This window comes from Paraburkholderia largidicola, from assembly GCF_013426895.1.
Taxonomy (GTDB): domain Bacteria; phylum Pseudomonadota; class Gammaproteobacteria; order Burkholderiales; family Burkholderiaceae; genus Paraburkholderia; species Paraburkholderia largidicola.
In genome coordinates, this window is sequence record NZ_AP023174.1 from 2,270,745 (window position 1) to 2,288,583 (window position 17,839).

Genomic DNA, 17,839 nt, shown 5'->3' on the forward strand with positions numbered 1-17,839 from the left:
CCGATGAACCTGGCCGACTACATGCCGGAGCGTCTCCGGGCTCTGGCAAGCTTTTTCCGCGAGGAACTGACTGAGGCGCGTCCCGGGCGCGCCGCTCAGGCAACCCAACTGGGGGCGCTCTGTCTGCTCGTCGTGCTGGTGTCGATGACACTGCGAGTGCCGATGATCGCGGTGTCCCTGATCGTGCTGTTTTACGGCGTGCAGCCGAACGCGTTCTTTACGAAAGTCGTTGCCTTCGTATTCGTCGTCGCGACCGTGCTCGACGTCGGCTGCCTGTTTCTGGTGCTCAAATACGCTTACGGTTATCCGCTGATCCGTATCGCGGCGGCCGGCCTGATTCTGCTCGGCAGCATGTATCTGATGCGCGTGAACAAGCTCGGGCTGATGTTTTTCGCGGTTGCGCTGGTGGCCGCGTACGGTCAAACCATTCCCGATTCGCTCGACTTCCCGGAAATTGCAGTACGCGCGTTGATGTGGGCCGTCGTCGCGGGCATGTATCCCGTTCTGCTCATGGTGATCGTGTGCGGCTATCTCATTCCGTCGCGTCCCGTCGCACTGTTGCAGCGAGAATTGCATCGTCAGCTTTCCGATGTATCGGCGCGTCTCGATCAGATGCACGGTGCGCCGATCGATGCACCGGTTGCATCACCCGCCGCCCGCATCGAAAAGGACACGCTGGCGCTGCAAGGGCTGCACACCTTCGCCATTTCCGACGACGCGGCCTACCGTGCGCTCGCGCCGTACTGGAACGCTTGCATCGCCGCCGTCGGCTACCTGCGCGCGACCGCGAACGCGCTTGCCGCACGCCGGCTTCCGATGGGCGATGCCGGACGTGCGCTCGTGAGCAGACTGAAGGACGAAGTGTCGGCGCTGAATGCGTCAGTCGAACAGGCAGTGCCCTATCGCGGCAGATGGATACCGACCCGCGCTGAACGCGCAACCGCCATGACGTTCGGTCTGGACGGCGTGTGCCAAACCTTGCAAGCCCTGGCGCGCTTCGACCTCGGGCAACCCGTGCCGAAGGCTCCAAAGGACGCCTTGTTCGTCCCCGACTCGTTGACGAACCCGGCGTATCTGCGTTTTGCACTCAAGGTGGCACTGGCCGCATCGATCTGTTACGTGTTCTATCACGGCGCGCAGTGGGACGGCATTCATACCAGCTTGCTGACCTGCGTGATCGTCGCGTATCCCAGCACGGGCGCGTCGTTCCAGAAAATGATGCTGCGCTGTGGCGGCGCATTGATCGGCGCGCTGCTCGCGTTGCTCACGACCGTGGTCATCATCCCGCGCCTGGACGGCATCTTCGGCTTTCTGCTGATGCTCGCGCCGATCTTCTTCGCGGGCGCCTGGGTGGCGACGGGCTCCGAGCGCTCTTCGTATATCGGCACGCAGTTCGTGTTCACCTTCGCGATGGCCACGCTCGAAAGCGGCTTCGGTCCATCTACCGATCTCGGCGAGATTCGCGACCGCGCGATCGGCATATTGATCGGCATCGTCGTATCCGCTGTGGTCTACACGTTCATCTGGCCTGAGAGCGAGGCGAATACGCTTCGCCAGAAACTCGCCGATGCGCTGCGCGAAGCGGGCAAGCTCATTCGCCACGCCGAGTGCGCGGGGGGTTCCGAACAGTTGGGCTATCTGCAGCAACGCGTGGCGTGCTGGACCGCGCTCAAGAACTGCGAAGACATGGCCGGGCGCGTGACGCTGGAAGTCAACCTGCGAGCCGGCACGCGGCAAGCGACGTTGCAACGCGCGCGAAACGTTCTGGACGGCTGCCGGCAGATTCTCGATCAATGGGACGTCTTGCGTGACAGCCTCCGCGCCGAAGGGCACGAGCAATCAGATCAGGCATGGGACGCATGGCGTCAGCAGGCAGCCGAGGTGCTCGACGACTACGCGGACCGTTTGGCTGCGCAGCCGCCCACGGCCGCCCCGCCCCGCTTGCCGCCCATTGCGCCGTCCGCCAACGCATCGCCCGCTCTTGCCGCGCAAGCGCGGCGACTGGCCATGCAGATCATCGAACTACCGGACTGGACGCCGGTTGCTTCCGGCATCGACACCGCCGCCGTGCAACCGGGAAAGAGCATTTGACATGACACACACACTCTCTCGCCTCAGACTCGACATACTGATCTGCTGCACAGCCCTGCTGTCAGGCTGCGCGTTGATCCGCAACGATACGGCGCCGCACGCGCAGATTGCGCCCGAGCAGATCCGGCTTGCCGACGACATCCATCTCGCGCACGACGGCTGGCCTGACGCGCAATGGTGGAAGCGTTACGACGACCCGCAACTCGACGCATTGATCGAACGCGCACTGGCAGGTTCACCGACTATCGCGATGGCGCGTACACGTGTCGCCCAGGCGGGTTCTCAGGCGGATCTGCTCCGAGCCGGTACCGGTCTGCAGGTATCCGCGTTCGCGCTCATCAACGAGCAACGCGCATCGGCGAACGGTTTTCTGGGTCCCTATGCGCTGAACCTGCCGCGTCTCGGCATCACCGGTCCGTGGTACACGGAAGGCGCGCTCGGATTGGTCGCGGATCTGAATATCGACTTGTGGGGCATGCACCGTTCGGCCGTCGAAGCCGCGCTCGGCGTGCAGAATGCGCGTATAGCCGAAACGGCCGCTGCGGAACTGGATATCGCGTCGGGCATCGCGCAACTCTACTTCAGCATGCAGACCACCTATCGGCTGCTCGAGTTGCTGCAACAAACGAAGCAGGTGCTCGACTACGCAGTCGACGCACATCAGGGTAAGGTCGAGCACGGACTGGAAGCGAAGGTGCCATTGCACGGCGCACGGGCACAGGTGCTGGCCGTCGACCGTCAGATCGTCGCCGCGCAGGCGCAGACCAAGGCGATGCGCGAATCCATCCGGGCGCTCGCGGGCGCGGGACCCGACGACCTGAACGACATAAAACCCGTGCCGCTGCCGCGCGTGGAAGCGAGCCTGCCCGATACGCTGCAATATGAACTGCTCGCCCGACGCCCGGACCTTCAGGCCATGCGCTGGTATGTGCAATCGTCCTTCAGCCAGATCGATGCCGCGAAGGCCGCTTTTTATCCGAGTCTCGACATCAAGGCGCTGATCGGCCTCGACTCGCTTCATCTCGACAAGCTGTTTCGCAGCGCCAGTCAACAGATCAATCTGATACCGGGCCTCTATCTGCCCGTCTTCGACGGCGGTCGTCTGAACGCGAACCTGCATGGCACGCGCGCCGCCAGCGACATGTTGATCGAGCAATACAATCAGGCGGTGCTCAATGCCGTGCGCGACGTTGCCGTCAGCAGCAGCCGTCTGCAGGCACTCGACGACGAGCGCGCACTTCAAATGGAAAAGGTCGACGCAACCCGCTTCGCGCAGGAATCAGCCGAGGCGCACTACGAGCGTGGGCTCGCAAGCCGTCAGATCGCCACCGAGACCCGCCTGCCCGTGCTGGCTGAACAGATGGCGCTGTTGCTGCTCGACGGACAGCGCCTGACGGAAAGCATCGCTTTGACCAGGGCGTTGGGTGGCGGCTATCAGCGGGCTAGCGGGAATCCCTGAGCCAGGTCCGGGTGAAACTGGATAAATCTTGCATCTGGTTGAACAAGCCCGCGGCATCGTCGACCGTTCCGCCTGAATCTGCCAGTGAGCGCAGAGGCGGACCGGGTTGATGCAGTGCATCGTCCATGCGCTCCTTCTCGCATTTTCGGAATCGGCCGATATCGGTCCTAAGACCGCATCGATATTTTGCGCGGGCGATCCTTGTGCGCCGGTCCACAGCACTGTCCCAAGGCCGCATTCCAACTCCTGCTCACGGCTGCGTCATGCAGCTAGCACTAAAAAAATCTGACATGAACAACACCTTATCCGGTCGCGACGAGCCCAATTGGGGCCTTGTCCGACTCAGGCGGTCCCTGTGCTGCCTGCTACTTGTTCCATACCTTCTGACGGCATGTGGGGGCGGTGACGGTGGCTCACCCGCTGTGCCGCATACCAGCGATGCAGTCGCTGCCGCGTCCGAGCCCGCTGCGCAAGTCGCATCCAGTCACTCTGCAAATTCCAACCAGGTGACGCCTTGGGTAACGGACGCTTTAGCGGCAACACAGACGCTCCCTGCGTCGCCCGTTGCATCGAGCGCGCCCGTCAATTCAGCCCCCGCCACTGCGAAGGCGATGCTTGGCGCGACGGCGGGCATGGCCGTGAGCGACCTCACGCCGCCTACCGGCATTCCTGGCGATGTGGTCACAATCACGGGCGCAGGCTTCACCAATGCCACACGCGTGATCTGGCGAGGCGGGCAGTTGCCATCTCATGATCTGTCTGCCAACCAGATGTTGATCCTGCTTCCGCAGATCAACTCCGCACAGGACCTGAACGGTACCGTGACGCTCATTCGCGAAGACAATGCCCAGGTAACGTCGAACGCCTCGCTCACTGTCCAGGCCCTGCCCCAACCTTCGGCGCTTTCCGTTACTAATGCACACGAAGGCGACCAGGTGCGAATCGACGGGAAATACCTGATTCCGCCGCTCATCAAGTCGATGATGATAGGGGACATGGAATTCCTTCCCACCTCCGCAAACGGTGCAGGCACGCAACTCTTTTTTACGGTACCGAAGGGCGCAACGAGCGGATCGGTCGTGTTGCTCGACTGGAAGGGGCACAGGATATCCGCCGGCACGCTCAATGTCATTCCACCGACGCCTTCGATCGAAATCACCAGCGTACAGTTTTCGCAAGGGCCGTTGTACACGGTCAGCGGTCCCACCGTCGACAAGAACGTCCGGCTCGTCAGTCAGCGTGATCTTCTTGTACGGCTGCGTTTGAAACCCGCTGAATCGCTGGGGCAAATCAAACCCGAGGTGCTGCTGGCGTACGGCAACGACGCTCAGGCGGTGCAGGTCGTTTCGATGGCGGGGCCGGCCACGCTCAGCACAACGTCGGTCGCCGAGAACGACATGGCCAATAGCTACACCTATTCGATTCCGGGCAGCGCGATCGACAAAGGTTTCTTCTTCGCCGTCAAAGTCAGCGACTCGCGATATCCGGACGCAACGAAGATCTTCAATTACACACCGCCCGCGGGCGCGCTCAGCGGGGGCACCTACATTCGCGTACACCTGGTTCCGACCGTAAGACCGGATGGAGTGCGTGCAAAGATCGACCCTGAGCATTTCAAGCGGGAATTGATGGCGGTCTATCCGCTTTCGACGGTCGATGTCGTTGTCGAACCCGACTTCCATTGGACTGTGGGCAGTCAGATTTCCAACGACGACATTCTCGATCTGCTGTCGGACATGAACACGCTGCGTTCGAGTTCCCAGTCGAACAACTATGACTTCTACGTCGGTGTGATGGCCTGCTATTGTTCTTCAGTGGCAGTTTTCCAAGGGCGTGCACTGGTCGTCGCGGATACGTGGTATGGAAGCAATGCGAACGCCGTGACTGAGGCTGCGATGCACGAGATCGGCCACAACTTTGGACGCCTCCATCCATGGGACGATGCGAACTCACCGTACAGAAATGGTGGCGTGATAGGCAGCGGGCCCTGGTTGCCGGAGGTCGGGCCTGACTACAGCCTCTCGTTCGTCGATCCGTCCACCCGCTATGACATCATGTCCTACGACATACCCGATGCCATTTCGCCCTACACCTTCTCCGGCGCATACGACTACTTGAAGGCAAACCTGCCGCTGTCCGCCAAACCGAAGTTGCTGCGCGCCAGTGCGCCGGTAGGCCAGGCGCTCTTCATCACGGGCAGCATCAATCTGGACAGCGGAAAGGCGCGCCTGCGCAAGCCGACGAGTGTGAGCGCGTCGCCGGACACCGTTGCGATGGCCGCAGACTCCACGCCGGGCAGCCAGGATTATGTGCTCGAGATAAACACGGCGACAGGCAGCTATCGCTATCCGCTGCAGCCTAAAACGGTTGTCACCGAACGTAGCGCGCAATCTCTCGCCAGCTTTGAATTGAAAGTCGCGCCCGTGGGACAGATACAGCGTATGCGAGTGCGGCGCGGAGATACGCTCCTGCTCGATCAGTCCAGCATGTAAGGCAAACTGACATCGATGCAGCGTTGAAAAGGCCTCACAGATTGCATCTGTGAGGCCTTTCTGTTTGCACGCCCCATCGCCAGGTCGCTCAACATTGCGGAGGATTCAGATCAGAATCGCGTGCGTCTCGGCCGTCGTCTCGACAACCAGCAGCCCCGCCCGTAATCCGGGTTTCACCGTTGCGTTCGGAAACACGATGCGCTCCTCGTCATGCCGCACGACATAGCGGTAGTCGCCATCGCGCGCGAGGACCGTATCGCGCGTGAACGCCGTGAAATTGGCCACGTCTTTCGCGAGCAGCAACTCGAATGCATCGCTTTGCTTGGTGATCTGATCGATGACGGTAAAGACGCGCGGCAGCGGTAAGGAAGCATCGCCGTGCTCACCGGCAATCAGTTGCCGCAGCGCCGCATCGGCCGAGGCAAATCGCTCAAGATCGTTCTGCCCGAAGGGGCGAACCTTCCCAAGCTCCAGCGTGCAGGCATCCGCGCCGCAAGCCTCGGCAGTGAAATGCGAGTACGTATTGCCCTTGGTGGTATGCAACAGCACCGCCGCGATCCGCGCATCTCGCAGCCATTCGAACATTGCGCGCGACAACGGCGCGCCCGTATGCGGCAGCAGCGCGAACTGCTCGAACACGGAAGCGCGTATCGCAGTGTGCAGATCGATATGCCATCGCGCGCCGGGTGCATCGGATGCTGCAGCGAAAAACTGCTGCGCGATCCGTTCCAGCGCCGCAGCACGCGGCGTCTCGTGGCTCGCGGGCAACTGCGTGTGACGCCCGCTGAAAAGCCGGTTCAGATCGTCGTCGATATAACGGCACGACTCGCGCATCGCCTGCACGTTGCCGAGGATCACCAGCAGCCGGCAAGCTAGCGCCGCGCGTCCCTGCGCGATATCGCGCACCACGAACGACAGCAGCTCGATCGGCGCCGTCTCGTCGCCGTGAATGCCCGCCGACGCCAGCACGCTGCGACCGTCGCCGCCCTGAAATCCGGCGGGTTCGAAAAGCAGCACGCCGTCGTCGATCCATGTCCAGCGCACGCCGTGTGCGCACACGCCTTCGCGCGCATCGTCGGCGGGCCGGTGGCCGGCCAGCGTAAACGCGAGGAAATCGTCGAGCATCGCCGGCACGGACGGATCAGCGCTGGAAGTCATACAGCGAACCCAGACCGAGAATCTGCGTCAGCTCATCGAGCGCCGTGCGCGACTCGACGAGCAATTTCGGATCGGCGAGATCGATCGGCGCGAGGCGGTCGCGATAGTGCGTGTCGATCCAGCTATCGAGGCGCGTGAAGAGTTTGTCGTCGATCCACACGCCAGGCGTCACCGCGCCCCGCTCCGCCTCGTTCAGCACGACCCGCAAGCGCAGGCAGGCCGGGCCGCCGCCGTTCTTCATGCTCTCGCGCAGATCGAACACCAGCACATCGTCGATGGGCGCCGTGCTGGCGACCAGTTCGTCGAGATACGCCGCCACGCGCGGATTCTCACGCGACTCCTGCGGCACGACCAGCACCTGCTTGCTGCTGGTTCCGTCGTTGAGCAGCAGCAACTGGCTGTTGAACAGATACGACGACACGGCGTCGGCGACGCTCACCTGCGCGTCCGGCACTTCGATCACGTTGAACTCGCCATTGAGCTTCGAGAGCTTCGAACGCAGTTCGTCGTACACCGCCTTCTGCTCGACGAACGCGAGCTGATGGCAAAACAGCGTGCGCGCGTTGCCGACCGCGATCACGTCGTTGTGGAACACGCCGGCGTCGATCACTTCGGGCGTCTGTTGCGCGTAGACGGTCGCGTCGTCGGCAAGACCGTGACGATGCGCAACCGCGCGGCTCGCCTCGAAGGTCTGACGCGCCGGATAGCGCTTCGGCTCCGGTCCGCGGCGGTATTCGCTGCGTCCATAAACGAAGAACTCGACGCCCTTCGCACCATACTCCGCGCAGAAACGCGTGTGGTTCGCCGCGCCTTCGTCGCCGAGCGCGGGCGTGCCGGGCAGCGCCTCGTGCACGACGAAGCGCGACGGGTCCGCGAAAATCGCGCGCAGCGTGCGGCGCGTCGCTTCATGCTCGATCGCGCGATGCAGCTTGCTGGTCAGGTTTGCCGGCGTGAAATGCACGCGGCCGTCCTGCGTATCCGCCGACGGGCTGACCGTCGCGGCATTCGCCGTCCACATCGCCGATGCCGAACTCGCCGCCGCGAGCAGTTCCGGCGCGTTCTTCGCAACACGCTCGATCACGCTAGCGTCGTCGCCGGAAAAACCAAGTTCGCGCAACAGACGGATCGACGGCCGCTCCTGTGGCGGCAGCACGCCCTGTTTGAAACCGAGATCCGCGAGCTGCTTCATCTTGCGCAGGCCCTGCTTCGCAGCGGCCTTCGGGTTCGCGACGGACTTCTCGTTGCTCTGCGACGCGACGTTGCCGAACGACAACCCCGCGTAATTGTGGGTCGGGCCGACAAGTCCGTCGAAATTGGCTTCAGTGGCTTGCATCGTCGATCCTTAGAAATGAAGACCCGGCGACACGCTCGCGGGCATTTGCAGTTGCGCGCTTTCGACAGAGGCCATCGGGTAGGCGCAATAATCGGCCGCGTAGTACGCGCTCGGCCGGTTGTTGCCCGAGCGGCCCGTGCCGCCGAACGGCGCCGCCGAAGAAGCGCCGTTGGTCGGCCGGTTCCAGTTCACGATGCCGGCGCGGATCGCGCGCTGGAAGTGTGTCCACAGCGCTTCGTCGTCGGCGAGCAGGCCCGCGGACAGGCCGAACTCCGTGTCGTTCGCACCCGAGATCGCATCGTCGAACGAGTCGTAACGGACGACCTGCGCGAGCGGCCCGAAGTGTTCTTCGTCGGGCAGGTTGGCAACGTTCGTTACGTCGAGAATCGCGGGCGACACGAAGCCCATCTTCGGATCGCGCTGCTCCATCTTCAGCAGGGGTTTGGCGCCGTCAGCGATCAGCCGCGCCTGCGCTTCGACCAGACGCGCCGCCGCGCGCGCCGAAATCACCGCGCCCATGTACGGCTGCGGATCGGCGTTGTATTCGCCGACGGCAATGCGCGAACTGACTTCGACGAGGCGAGCCAGAAACTGGTCGCCGAATGCATCGTTCGGCACGAAGATGCGGCGCGCGCACGTGCAGCGCTGCCCTGCCGACAGGAACGCCGATTGAATCGTGTGATGCACGGCGGCATCGAGATCGGCGACGGGCGCGACGACGAGCGGGTTGTTGCCGCCCATTTCCAGCGCGAGCACGATCTCGGGACGGCCGCCGAACTGCTTGTGCAGCAGCGTGCCCGTATCGGAACTGCCCGTGAAGAACAGCCCGTCGATCTGCCGATGGTTCGCGAGCGCCACGCCCGTATCCTTCTCGCCCTGCACGAGATTCAGCACGCCAGCGGGCAGGCCGGCGTCGCGCCACACTTCGACGGTCACGCGCGCCACGCCTGGCGCGAGTTCCGAAGGCTTGAACACCACCGCGTTGCCCGCGATCAGCGCAGGCACGATATGCCCATTCGGCAAGTGGCCCGGAAAGTTGTACGGCCCGAACACGGCGACCACACCATGCGGACGATGACGCAACACCGCCGTGCCGTCGGCCATCGCGGCACGCCGCTCGCCCGTGCGTTCGTTGTACGACTGGATCGAGATGTCGACCTTCGCCGCCATCGTCGCGGCTTCCGTGCGCGCTTCCCACAACGGCTTGCCCGTCTCGCGGCCAATCGCTTCAGCGATCGTTTCCTTGCGTTCGTTGATCAACGCAGCGAAGCGGCGCACGACGGCGATGCGCTCGTCGAGGCTCACGGCCGACCACATCCCGAACGCACGGCGCGCGCTCATCACGGCGCGATCGACGTCTTCCGCCGACGCGCTATTGCCTTCCCACACCGTCGCGCCCGTACCGGGGTTGCGCGATGCGAATGCGTGTCCTGTGCCGGCGACCCATTCGCCGTCGATGAAAAGCTCGCTCATGTCAGTCCTTATTTCTGTTTCAGGGGCAGCACGCGCACCGGCTCGCCTGCCTTCACGTTCAATGCTGCCGCTTCGTCCGCCGTCAGACGGAACACGCCGTTGTCGACGACACCCGCCGCGACGCCCGTGCGGAAATCGTCCAGCGACGTATTCGAGACGAGCGAACGCGGGCCGCCTTCCGGCGCTGCGGCGGCAACGATCTCGACAGGCACGACGACGCTCTCGCGCACCGTGCGCAGATCGGCGACGTGGCATTCGAGCACGGGGCCCGCATCGAAAATATCGACGTGGTTCTCGTAGCGCAGCCCTTCCGCTTCGAGCATCTTGCGGGCGGGCAGCGTGTCGCTGTGCGTGAGGCCGATCGCCTGCTGCGCTTCATCCGGCAGCAGTTCGACGTACACGGGGAAACGCGGCATCAGCTCCGCGAGGAACGACTTGCGGCCATGCGAGCTGAGATAGTCGGCGGCATTGAAGTCGATCTGATAGAAATGCGAGCCGACCGCGCGCCAGAACGGCGACGTGCCGTCCGCATCGAAATGGCCGCGCAACTCCGCGCAGATACGCTGCGGAAAGCGCTCGCGAAACTGCGCGATGAACATGAAACGCGAGCGCGACAGCAAACCGCCCACGCCATGCGCGCGATAACGCGGGCTGAGAAACAGCGAACACACTTCCGCGTAGCCCGTCAGATCGTGCGAGATGTTGAGCGCGCGCATGCGCGTCCAGATGCCGAGATCCTGCGACGCATGCACGACCGTGCTCACGCGATAGTTATAAAAGGGCTGCTCGAGTCCGACGGCCGTTTCGATGCCGCAGACGCCGGCGATATCCTTCGTCTGCGAATCTTCCATCACGAAGAAGTAACCTTTTTCGTGCGGCACGGCCTTGTCCTCGATCGTGCGGCGCACGCGCTCGACGCGTTCGGCGAGCGCATCGCGATCCGGCTTGAAGGTCGTGAGACCGGGACCCGTCTCCTGAGCGAGCGCGACGAGCGCGTCCACATCGCCCGTTTGAACGACGCGAACGACGATCATTGTGCTTCTCCCGTGGTGTGTGTCTGTTCCTGCTGATGCAGCGGCACGCAGCGCACCGTATCGCCGTCCTGCGCGTCGAGCGCGTGGCGCGCGGCAGCCGGCAGCAGCGCGCCGCCGTCCGACTGCGCGGGCAGATCGGCAAGCACGCAGCGGAACTCGCCCGGCTTGTTGCTCGCGACCAGATACGTCGCGCCCTGTTGCGCCGACGCTTCGCGCACGGTGCGTGTCTCGTTGCGTTTCACGCACGCGCTGCGCTCGATCTGCGCGGTCAGCACGGGGCCGGCATCGAAGATATCGACGTACCGGTCCGTCTCGAAGCCTTCTTCCATGTGGATGTCGTACGCGAGCAGCGCCTTTTCGTCGGGCTCGCCGAGCACGCGCTGCGCGGCTTCCGGCAGCAACGGTACATAGATCGGATAGCTCGGCATGACTTCAGCGATGAACGTGCTGCTGCGGCCGCCCGACTGCACTTCGATATCGGCGAAATTGCGGCCGAAAAACTTGCGGCCCACGGCTTCCCAGAACGGCGACACGCCCGTATCGTCCGTCACGCCGAGCAGCAGCGAGAACACTTCCGACGTGAAGCGCTTGCGATTCGCGGCGATGTACATCATCCGCGCGCGCGACATCAGGTGCGCAGCGGCATCGCCGCGCATCGCCGGGTCGATATAAAAGCCGGCGAGACGGCTCTTGCCCGTCAGTTCATGCGACATCGTCAGCGCGTGAATCTTGCGATTCACGTGCAGTTCACGCGACGCGTGAATCAGCGCGTCATTGCGGAACACGTAGAACGGTTCCGAATAGCCCGCTGCCGCGACGATGCTCGACGTGCCGTGCAGCTTGCCCGTCTCGCTGTCTTCCAGCACGAAGAGATAGAACTCCTCGCCCGGAAAATCAACCTCCGCGCGAAACGAGTCCTCCGACAACGCGACGCGCGCCTCCAGCGCGCGCCGGTCGTGCGGCAGCGAGTGCAGCACGGGCTGCGCAGTGCGCGCCATCTGTTGCAACGCGTCGAGATCGGCCAGGCGGCCAGGGCGGACGAAGAGCATCGTGGTCTCGTGTAATGTGGCTTGACGGATTACTTCGCGAGCGCCGTTGCGCCGACGACTTCCTCGATCGCCTTTTCGAAGCGCGCGAGGCCTTCGTTCATGTCGTCGGCGGGAATGATCAGCGAAGGCGCGAAACGCAACACGTCGGGACCTGCCATCAGCATGATCACGCCGTGCTTGCCGGCTGCCGTGACGAAGTCTTTCGCGCGGCCCTTGAAGGCTTCCGTGAGTTCCATGCCGATCAACAGACCCTTGCCGCGCACGTCCTTGAAGATACCGAAGCGTTCGTTGATCTTCGCGAGCGTTGCCTTGAATTGTTCGCTGCGCGCGCGCACGCCTTCCAGCAGCTTCGGGTCGCTGACGAGATCGACCACCTTCAGCGCGATGGCCGTCGCAAGCGGATTGCCGCCGTACGTGGTGCCGTGCACGCCGACCTTGAAGTGCGCGGCGAATTCGTTGGTGGTCAGCATCGCGCCGATCGGGAAACCGTTGCCGAGCGCCTTGGCGGTGGTCAGGATGTCGGGCGTCACGCCCGTATCCTGGTACGCATAGAAGAAGCCCGTGCGGCCGACGCCCGTTTGCACTTCGTCGAAAATCAGCAGTGCGCCGTGCTGGTCACAGGCTTCGCGCAGCGCCTTCAGGAACGCGGGATCGGCGGGGATGACGCCGCCTTCGCCCTGCACCGGCTCGACGATCACCGCGCAGGTTTTCGGGCCGATCGCGGCGCGCGCCGCTTCGATATCGTTGTAAGGCAGGTGCCGGATGCCGCCGGGCACGGGGCCGAAGCCTTCCGAATACTTCGGCTGTCCGCCGACGCTGACCGTGAAGAACGTGCGACCGTGGAACGACTGGGTGAACGAGACGATTTCGTCTTTCTGCGCGCCGTGGCGGTCGAAGGCGACGCGGCGCGCGAGCTTCAGTGCCGCTTCGTTGGCTTCCGCGCCCGAGTTCGCGAAGAATGCGCGATCGGCGAAGGTCAGCTCTTCGAGGCGTTTGGCGAGACGCAGGACAGGCTCGTTCGTGTAACCGTTACCGATGTGCCACAACCTGGCACCCTGATCGTGCAGAACCTTCAGGAGTTCGGGATGCCCGTGGCCCAGCGCCGTCACGGCGATGCCGCCTGCGAAGTCAACGTAGTCCTTGCCTTGCGTGTCCCAAACGCGGGAACCGGCGCCGCGGTCCGGTACGAAAGACGCTGGCGCGAAGACGGGGACCATGACTTCGTCGAAAGTCTGGCGGGTCACATTCTGGTCGTTCATGTTGGGGCCTCGGGTTTGGTTCACTTTGACGGTTCTTAGTTTAGGTGACAGTGGGCGGGGCGTCTTGCGTGGAAGCGACGGGTTCTTTTTTTATGTCTGCGACGCTGGCGGGTTGGGCGGTGGGTTTGTCTGCGACGCTGGTGGGGTTTTGTCGCTTTTTGCTTGCATTTGCGGGGTGGTTGTCGGTGCTGCGCAAGGCTTGTCGGTGTGGTTTGCCTTTGCGTTGGCATCCGCGTGATGTTATTTGTTCGCAAGCGTTGCCCCTGTGCGGGGCGGCACCTACTTTTCTTTGCCGCCGCAAAGAAAAGTAGGCAAAAGAAAGCGGCTCACACCGCCAGCCCATGTTCCTATCCACGGGCCCCCAACGTCCCCACCCTTCACCCGGCAGCGCCCGGATCCGGTGCCCGTTGCAAACGCCTTGAATGAATACCTCACCCGCTTCGAACACCCATACTTTGGCCAACGGCAGCGAGTGGTATATGCCGCCCAGGTGGCAAACTGTGTGTAGGTTGTCGCGTCGTAAAGGGTAGCGTTCTTACAGGGTAGGACGCATGCGCGAGCGTCCGGAGTGAGGCGTGTGGAGCACAGGGGGCCGACACACAGTTTGCCACCTGGGCGGCGGTGGACTGTCTGGCACGGCGTGCTGCAGCAAGGGAGCGTGAAGCGGATGAGGCGCACTGCAAGAGCGCTAGCAACGAGCGTCGGTCACGTGGTTGCCGTTTGAAGCATAAGACCCTGTGGGGGCCCTCAGGCAGGAACAAGCACTGGCGGTGTGAGCCGCTTTCTTTTGCCTACTTTTCTTTGCGGCGGCAAAGAAAAGTAGGTGCCGCCCCGCACAGGGGCGACGCTTGAAGCACGCTAACAAATCGCGGATGCCAACGAAAACCCAAAAAAGCAAAAAGCAAAAAGCGAAAAACAAAAACCACTACCCCCGCTCAGGCGGCTCAATCATCGCCGCGGGCCGCGGCTCGCTAATAGCCGCATTGGCACCACTGCCATGCTGCTTCTCGATGAAATTCCTCCGCTCTTCCCGCGGCGTCACGCCAAACTTCTCCCGATACGCATTAGAAAAATGCGCTGCAGAAGAAAACCCACACGCGAGACTAATCTGCACAACCGACTTGCTGGTCCGCTGCAACTGCGTCCGCGCCTTCGCAAGGCGCAATCCGAGGTAGTACTTCGATGGCATCGACCCAAGATACTGCCGGAACAACCGCTCCAGCTGCCGGCGCGAAACGCCAACCAGCCCGGCGATCTCATCGGAAGTCAGCGGATCCTCGATATTCGCTTCCATCAACAGCAAAGCGTCATTCAAGCGAGGATGCCGCTCGCCCGGCGCCGTCACGAACGGAATCCGCTGACGCTCCTCGCCGGACCGCAAGGTCCCCACGCCCATCGTATCGGCGATACGGTCAGCCAGTTCCGGCCCGTGCTCGCGGCCAATCATGGCCAGCATGAAATCGACCGTCGCCTGCCCGCCCGCGCACGTCGCGCGATCACGATCGATCTCGAAGATCTGCTGCGTAACGATCGACCGCTCGAACTGCTCGGTGAACTGCTGATACGTCTCCCAGTTCACGCTCACCCGGTAGCCGGACAACTGCCCCGCCATCGCCAGCCACCACACGCCGTGATGAATGCCCGTCACGAGCGGCGTACGCTGCCCGACACGCGACAAACTCGCCAGAAACAGCCGGTAATCCGCAAACTGCTGAAAGCGCTCGCTAACGATAATCAGCCAGTCGCACGAAATCGCATCGCCGAATGCGGCATCGGCGGGCCACTGCGCGCCGCCCGTGAGCGGCACAGGCCGGCCGTCCCACGAGCACACCTGCCAGCGGTACAGCGCGCGGCCATCGATCTCATTGGCGAGATTCAATGCATCGACGATAGGCCCCACGCCCGACATCGAAACGGGGGGCAACGCGACGATCGCGACCTGAGTCGTGCGCGCCGGACTGGACGACGGACGTGGCATTAACGTGTGTTGCGCAGCGCCGGATTACTTGAGGCTGCCCGACAGGAACTGCTTCAGCCGCTCGCTCTTCGGCGTGGTCAGCACCTCGGACGGCACGCCCTCTTCTTCCGTGCGGCCCTGATGCAGGAACATTACATGGTTCGACACGTTGCGCGCAAAGCCCATTTCGTGCGTCACGACGATCATCGTGCGACCTTCTTCGGCGAGCTTCTGCATCACCTTCAACACTTCGCCGACCAGCTCGGGATCGAGCGCGGAAGTCGGCTCGTCGAACAGCATCACGTCCGGGTTCATCGCGAGCGCGCGCGCAATCGCCACACGCTGCTGCTGCCCGCCCGACAGATGCGACGGGTACTGCTTCTCCAGACGCGGCGCAAGACCGACCTTCTCGAGATACTCGCGCGCGCGGTCTTCGGCTTCCTTGCGCGACAGGCCGAGCACGTGAATCGGCGCTTCGACCACGTTCTCCAGCACGTTCATGTGCGCCCACAGGTTGAAGTGCTGGAACACCATCGCGAGCTTGGTGCGGATGCGTTGCAACTGCTTGTGATCCGCGACCTCGAAGTTGCCGTGGCGATCGACCTTCGTGCGCACCGCTTCGCCGTCGACTACGATCTGCCCGGCGTTCGGCCGCTCCAGAAAATTGATGCAGCGCAGGAACGTGCTCTTGCCCGACCCGCTCGCACCGATGATGCTGATCACGTCGCCCTTGTTGGCATTCAGCGAGACGCCCTTCAGCACTTCGTTATCGCCATAGCGCTTGTGGATGTCCTGCACGGCGAGCTTGCAGGCTTCCGTTTGAGTCGTGTGGAGCAAGATGCTCTCCCAGAGTAAAGACGGGTGAAACGGATGCAGACGTGTAGTCGGGTCGCTGCGCGGTCAATGCCCGCGCACGGCCAGATACGCGAGCCAGTGGCGCTCGGCGCGCCGGAACAACGCAACCAGCGCGAACGATACCGCAAGATAGATCAGCGCCGCGAGCCCGAAAGCCTCGAACGAGCGGTACGTTGCGGAGTTCGCATCGCGCGCGACCTTCAGCACGTCGGGCACGGTGGCCGTGAAGGCGACGGTGGTCGCGTGCAGCATCAGGATCACTTCGTTACTGTACAACGGCAGCGCGCGGCGCAGCGCGGACGGTATCACAATCCGCCGGTACATCGTGAACCAGCTCATACCATAGGCGCGCGCGGCTTCCACTTCACCATGCGAGGTCGCGCGAATCGCGCCCGCGAAGATCTCCGTCGTGTACGCGCAGGTGTTCAACGCGAAGGCGAGAATCGCGCAGTGGAAGCCACTGCGGAAGAACGAATCGAGCAGCGCATGCGAGCGCACGAACTCGAGGCTGTACATGCCCGTGTAGATCAGCAGCAGCTGCACATAGAGCGGCGTGCCGCGAAACACGTAGGTGTAGAGGCGCACGGGCGTCGACAGCCAGCGCTTCTTCGATACCCGCGCCACCGCGAGCGGAATCGACGTCACGAAGCCGATGCCGATCGATGCGACCAGCAGCCACAACGTGACGGCAAGACCCGAGAGGCGCTGCCCGTCCCAGTAGAGGAACGCGCGCCAGAACTGGTTGAGAATGTCGATCATGGTCGTCTCCTGCGCGTGGCGCGAATTAGAGTTCGGCGTGTCGAACGCCGATCGAATAGCGCTTCTCCAGCCAGATCAGCACGAGGTTCGACACGGTCGTGATGGCCAGATAGATCGCCGCGGCAACGAGGATGAAGAAGAACATGTTGAATGTGCTCTTGCCAGCGTCCTGCGCGGCCTTGACGACATCCGCGAGTCCGATGATCGACACCAGCGCCGTCGCCTTCACGAGCACCTGCCAGTTGTTGCCGATGCCCGGCAGCGCGAAGCGCATCATCTGCGGGAACAGGATGCGGGCGAACACGCGCGCCCCGCTCATGCCGTACGCCGCGCCCGCTTCCAGCTGGCCTCGAGGCACGGCGAGAAACGCGCCGCGAAACGTCTCGGTGAAGTACGCGCCGTAAATGAAGCCGAGCGTGAGCACGCCGGCGACGAACGGGTCGATGTCGAATTGCGGCAGGTTCAACGCGTCGGTCAGGTTGTTGACGGCGATCTGGATGCTGTAGAACAGCAACAGCATCAGCACGAGATCGGGCACCGAGCGGATCAGCGTCGTGTAGCCCGTCGCGATGGCGCGCATCGGCCGGTTGAGCGACAGCTTGGCCGCCGCGCCGATCAGGCCGAGAACGACGGCCGTCGCCAGAGACAGAACCGACAACTCGATCGTCTTGATCGTGCCGTCGAGGAGCACCGGGCCAAAGCCATATAAGAACACGCGTGTCTCCTTTGAGGTTATCCGGAGCGCCGCAAGGAACTGCGGCATGGCGCGGATACTCGCAAGCAAAAATAATTTGCTCAAACCGGGACATGCGCCTGTTGTGCATCGCAACATTCGCGAACGCGCCGCACGGCGGGCGTTGGACGCCCGGTATAGCGGGCGCTATCCGTTTGTAAGCAGAGGGTGCGCGCGTTGCGTGTGC

13 protein-coding genes are annotated in these 17,839 nt (G+C 63.1%); 3 read left to right on the top strand and 10 right to left on the bottom strand.

Going from position 1 to position 17,839, the window contains the following annotated elements; all coding sequences use genetic code 11:
• Positions 1-3 precede the first annotated feature (3 nt).
• The 3 genes from PPGU16_RS10205 (at position 4) to PPGU16_RS10215 (ending at position 6,042) form a co-directional block, all read left to right on the top strand.
• The gene (locus PPGU16_RS10205; RefSeq protein ID WP_180719884.1) at positions 4-2,091 is read left to right on the top strand and encodes an FUSC family protein; all 2,088 of its coding nucleotides are present in this window, start codon (positions 4-6) and stop codon (positions 2,089-2,091) included.
• A gap of 1 nt (position 2,092) precedes the next feature.
• A complete protein-coding gene (locus PPGU16_RS10210; RefSeq protein ID WP_180719885.1) occupies positions 2,093-3,550 on the top strand; it encodes an MdtP family multidrug efflux transporter outer membrane subunit in 1,458 nt (485 codons plus the stop codon).
• Between the two features lie 638 nt (positions 3,551-4,188).
• A complete protein-coding gene (locus tag PPGU16_RS10215) occupies positions 4,189-6,042 on the top strand; it encodes an IPT/TIG domain-containing protein (protein WP_180719886.1) in 1,854 nt (617 codons plus the stop codon).
• A 105-nt stretch (positions 6,043-6,147) separates the two neighbouring features.
• On the opposite strand, the gene astE is transcribed toward PPGU16_RS10215, so the two are convergent.
• The 10 genes from astE to PPGU16_RS10265 form a co-directional block, all read right to left on the bottom strand.
• The gene (gene astE / locus PPGU16_RS10220) at positions 6,148-7,200 is read right to left on the bottom strand and encodes a succinylglutamate desuccinylase (RefSeq protein ID WP_180719887.1); all 1,053 of its coding nucleotides are present in this window, start codon (positions 7,198-7,200) and stop codon (positions 6,148-6,150) included.
• Positions 7,184-8,533 carry an N-succinylarginine dihydrolase gene (astB, locus tag PPGU16_RS10225; protein WP_180719888.1) on the bottom strand — a complete coding sequence of 450 codons (1,350 nt, stop codon included), beginning with the start codon at positions 8,531-8,533 and terminating at the stop codon, positions 7,184-7,186. Before astB ends, astE begins: the two co-directional genes overlap by 17 nt.
• A 9-nt stretch (positions 8,534-8,542) precedes the next feature.
• Positions 8,543-10,006, bottom strand: coding sequence for a succinylglutamate-semialdehyde dehydrogenase (gene astD / locus PPGU16_RS10230; protein WP_180719889.1), 1,464 nt, complete (start codon positions 10,004-10,006; stop codon positions 8,543-8,545).
• Positions 10,007-10,014: 8 nt separating this feature from the next.
• Positions 10,015-11,040, bottom strand: coding sequence for an arginine N-succinyltransferase (astA, locus tag PPGU16_RS10235; protein WP_180719890.1), 1,026 nt, complete (start codon positions 11,038-11,040; stop codon positions 10,015-10,017).
• Positions 11,037-12,089, bottom strand: a complete 1,053-nt coding sequence (gene aruF, locus PPGU16_RS10240) for an arginine/ornithine succinyltransferase subunit alpha (protein ID WP_180719891.1) — start codon at positions 12,087-12,089, stop codon at positions 11,037-11,039. The genes astA and aruF overlap by 4 nt, the downstream gene beginning before the upstream one ends.
• 29 nt (positions 12,090-12,118) lie before the next feature.
• Positions 12,119-13,348, bottom strand: coding sequence for an aspartate aminotransferase family protein (locus PPGU16_RS10245; protein ID WP_180719892.1), 1,230 nt, complete (start codon positions 13,346-13,348; stop codon positions 12,119-12,121).
• Between the two features lie 925 nt (positions 13,349-14,273).
• Positions 14,274-15,326 (bottom strand): GlxA family transcriptional regulator, encoded by a 1,053-nt coding sequence (locus tag PPGU16_RS10250; RefSeq protein WP_180719893.1) that lies wholly within the window; start codon positions 15,324-15,326, stop codon positions 14,274-14,276.
• A 24-nt stretch (positions 15,327-15,350) separates the two neighbouring features.
• The gene (locus PPGU16_RS10255; RefSeq protein WP_180719894.1) at positions 15,351-16,142 is read right to left on the bottom strand and encodes an ABC transporter ATP-binding protein; all 792 of its coding nucleotides are present in this window, start codon (positions 16,140-16,142) and stop codon (positions 15,351-15,353) included.
• A gap of 63 nt (positions 16,143-16,205) precedes the next feature.
• On the bottom strand, positions 16,206-16,919 hold the full coding sequence (locus PPGU16_RS10260) for an ABC transporter permease (protein WP_180719895.1): 714 nt from the start codon (positions 16,917-16,919) through the stop codon (positions 16,206-16,208).
• Positions 16,920-16,944: 25 nt separating this feature from the next.
• Positions 16,945-17,634 carry an ABC transporter permease gene (locus PPGU16_RS10265; protein ID WP_054930207.1) on the bottom strand — a complete coding sequence of 230 codons (690 nt, stop codon included), beginning with the start codon at positions 17,632-17,634 and terminating at the stop codon, positions 16,945-16,947.
• Positions 17,635-17,839: the final 205 nt, after the last annotated feature.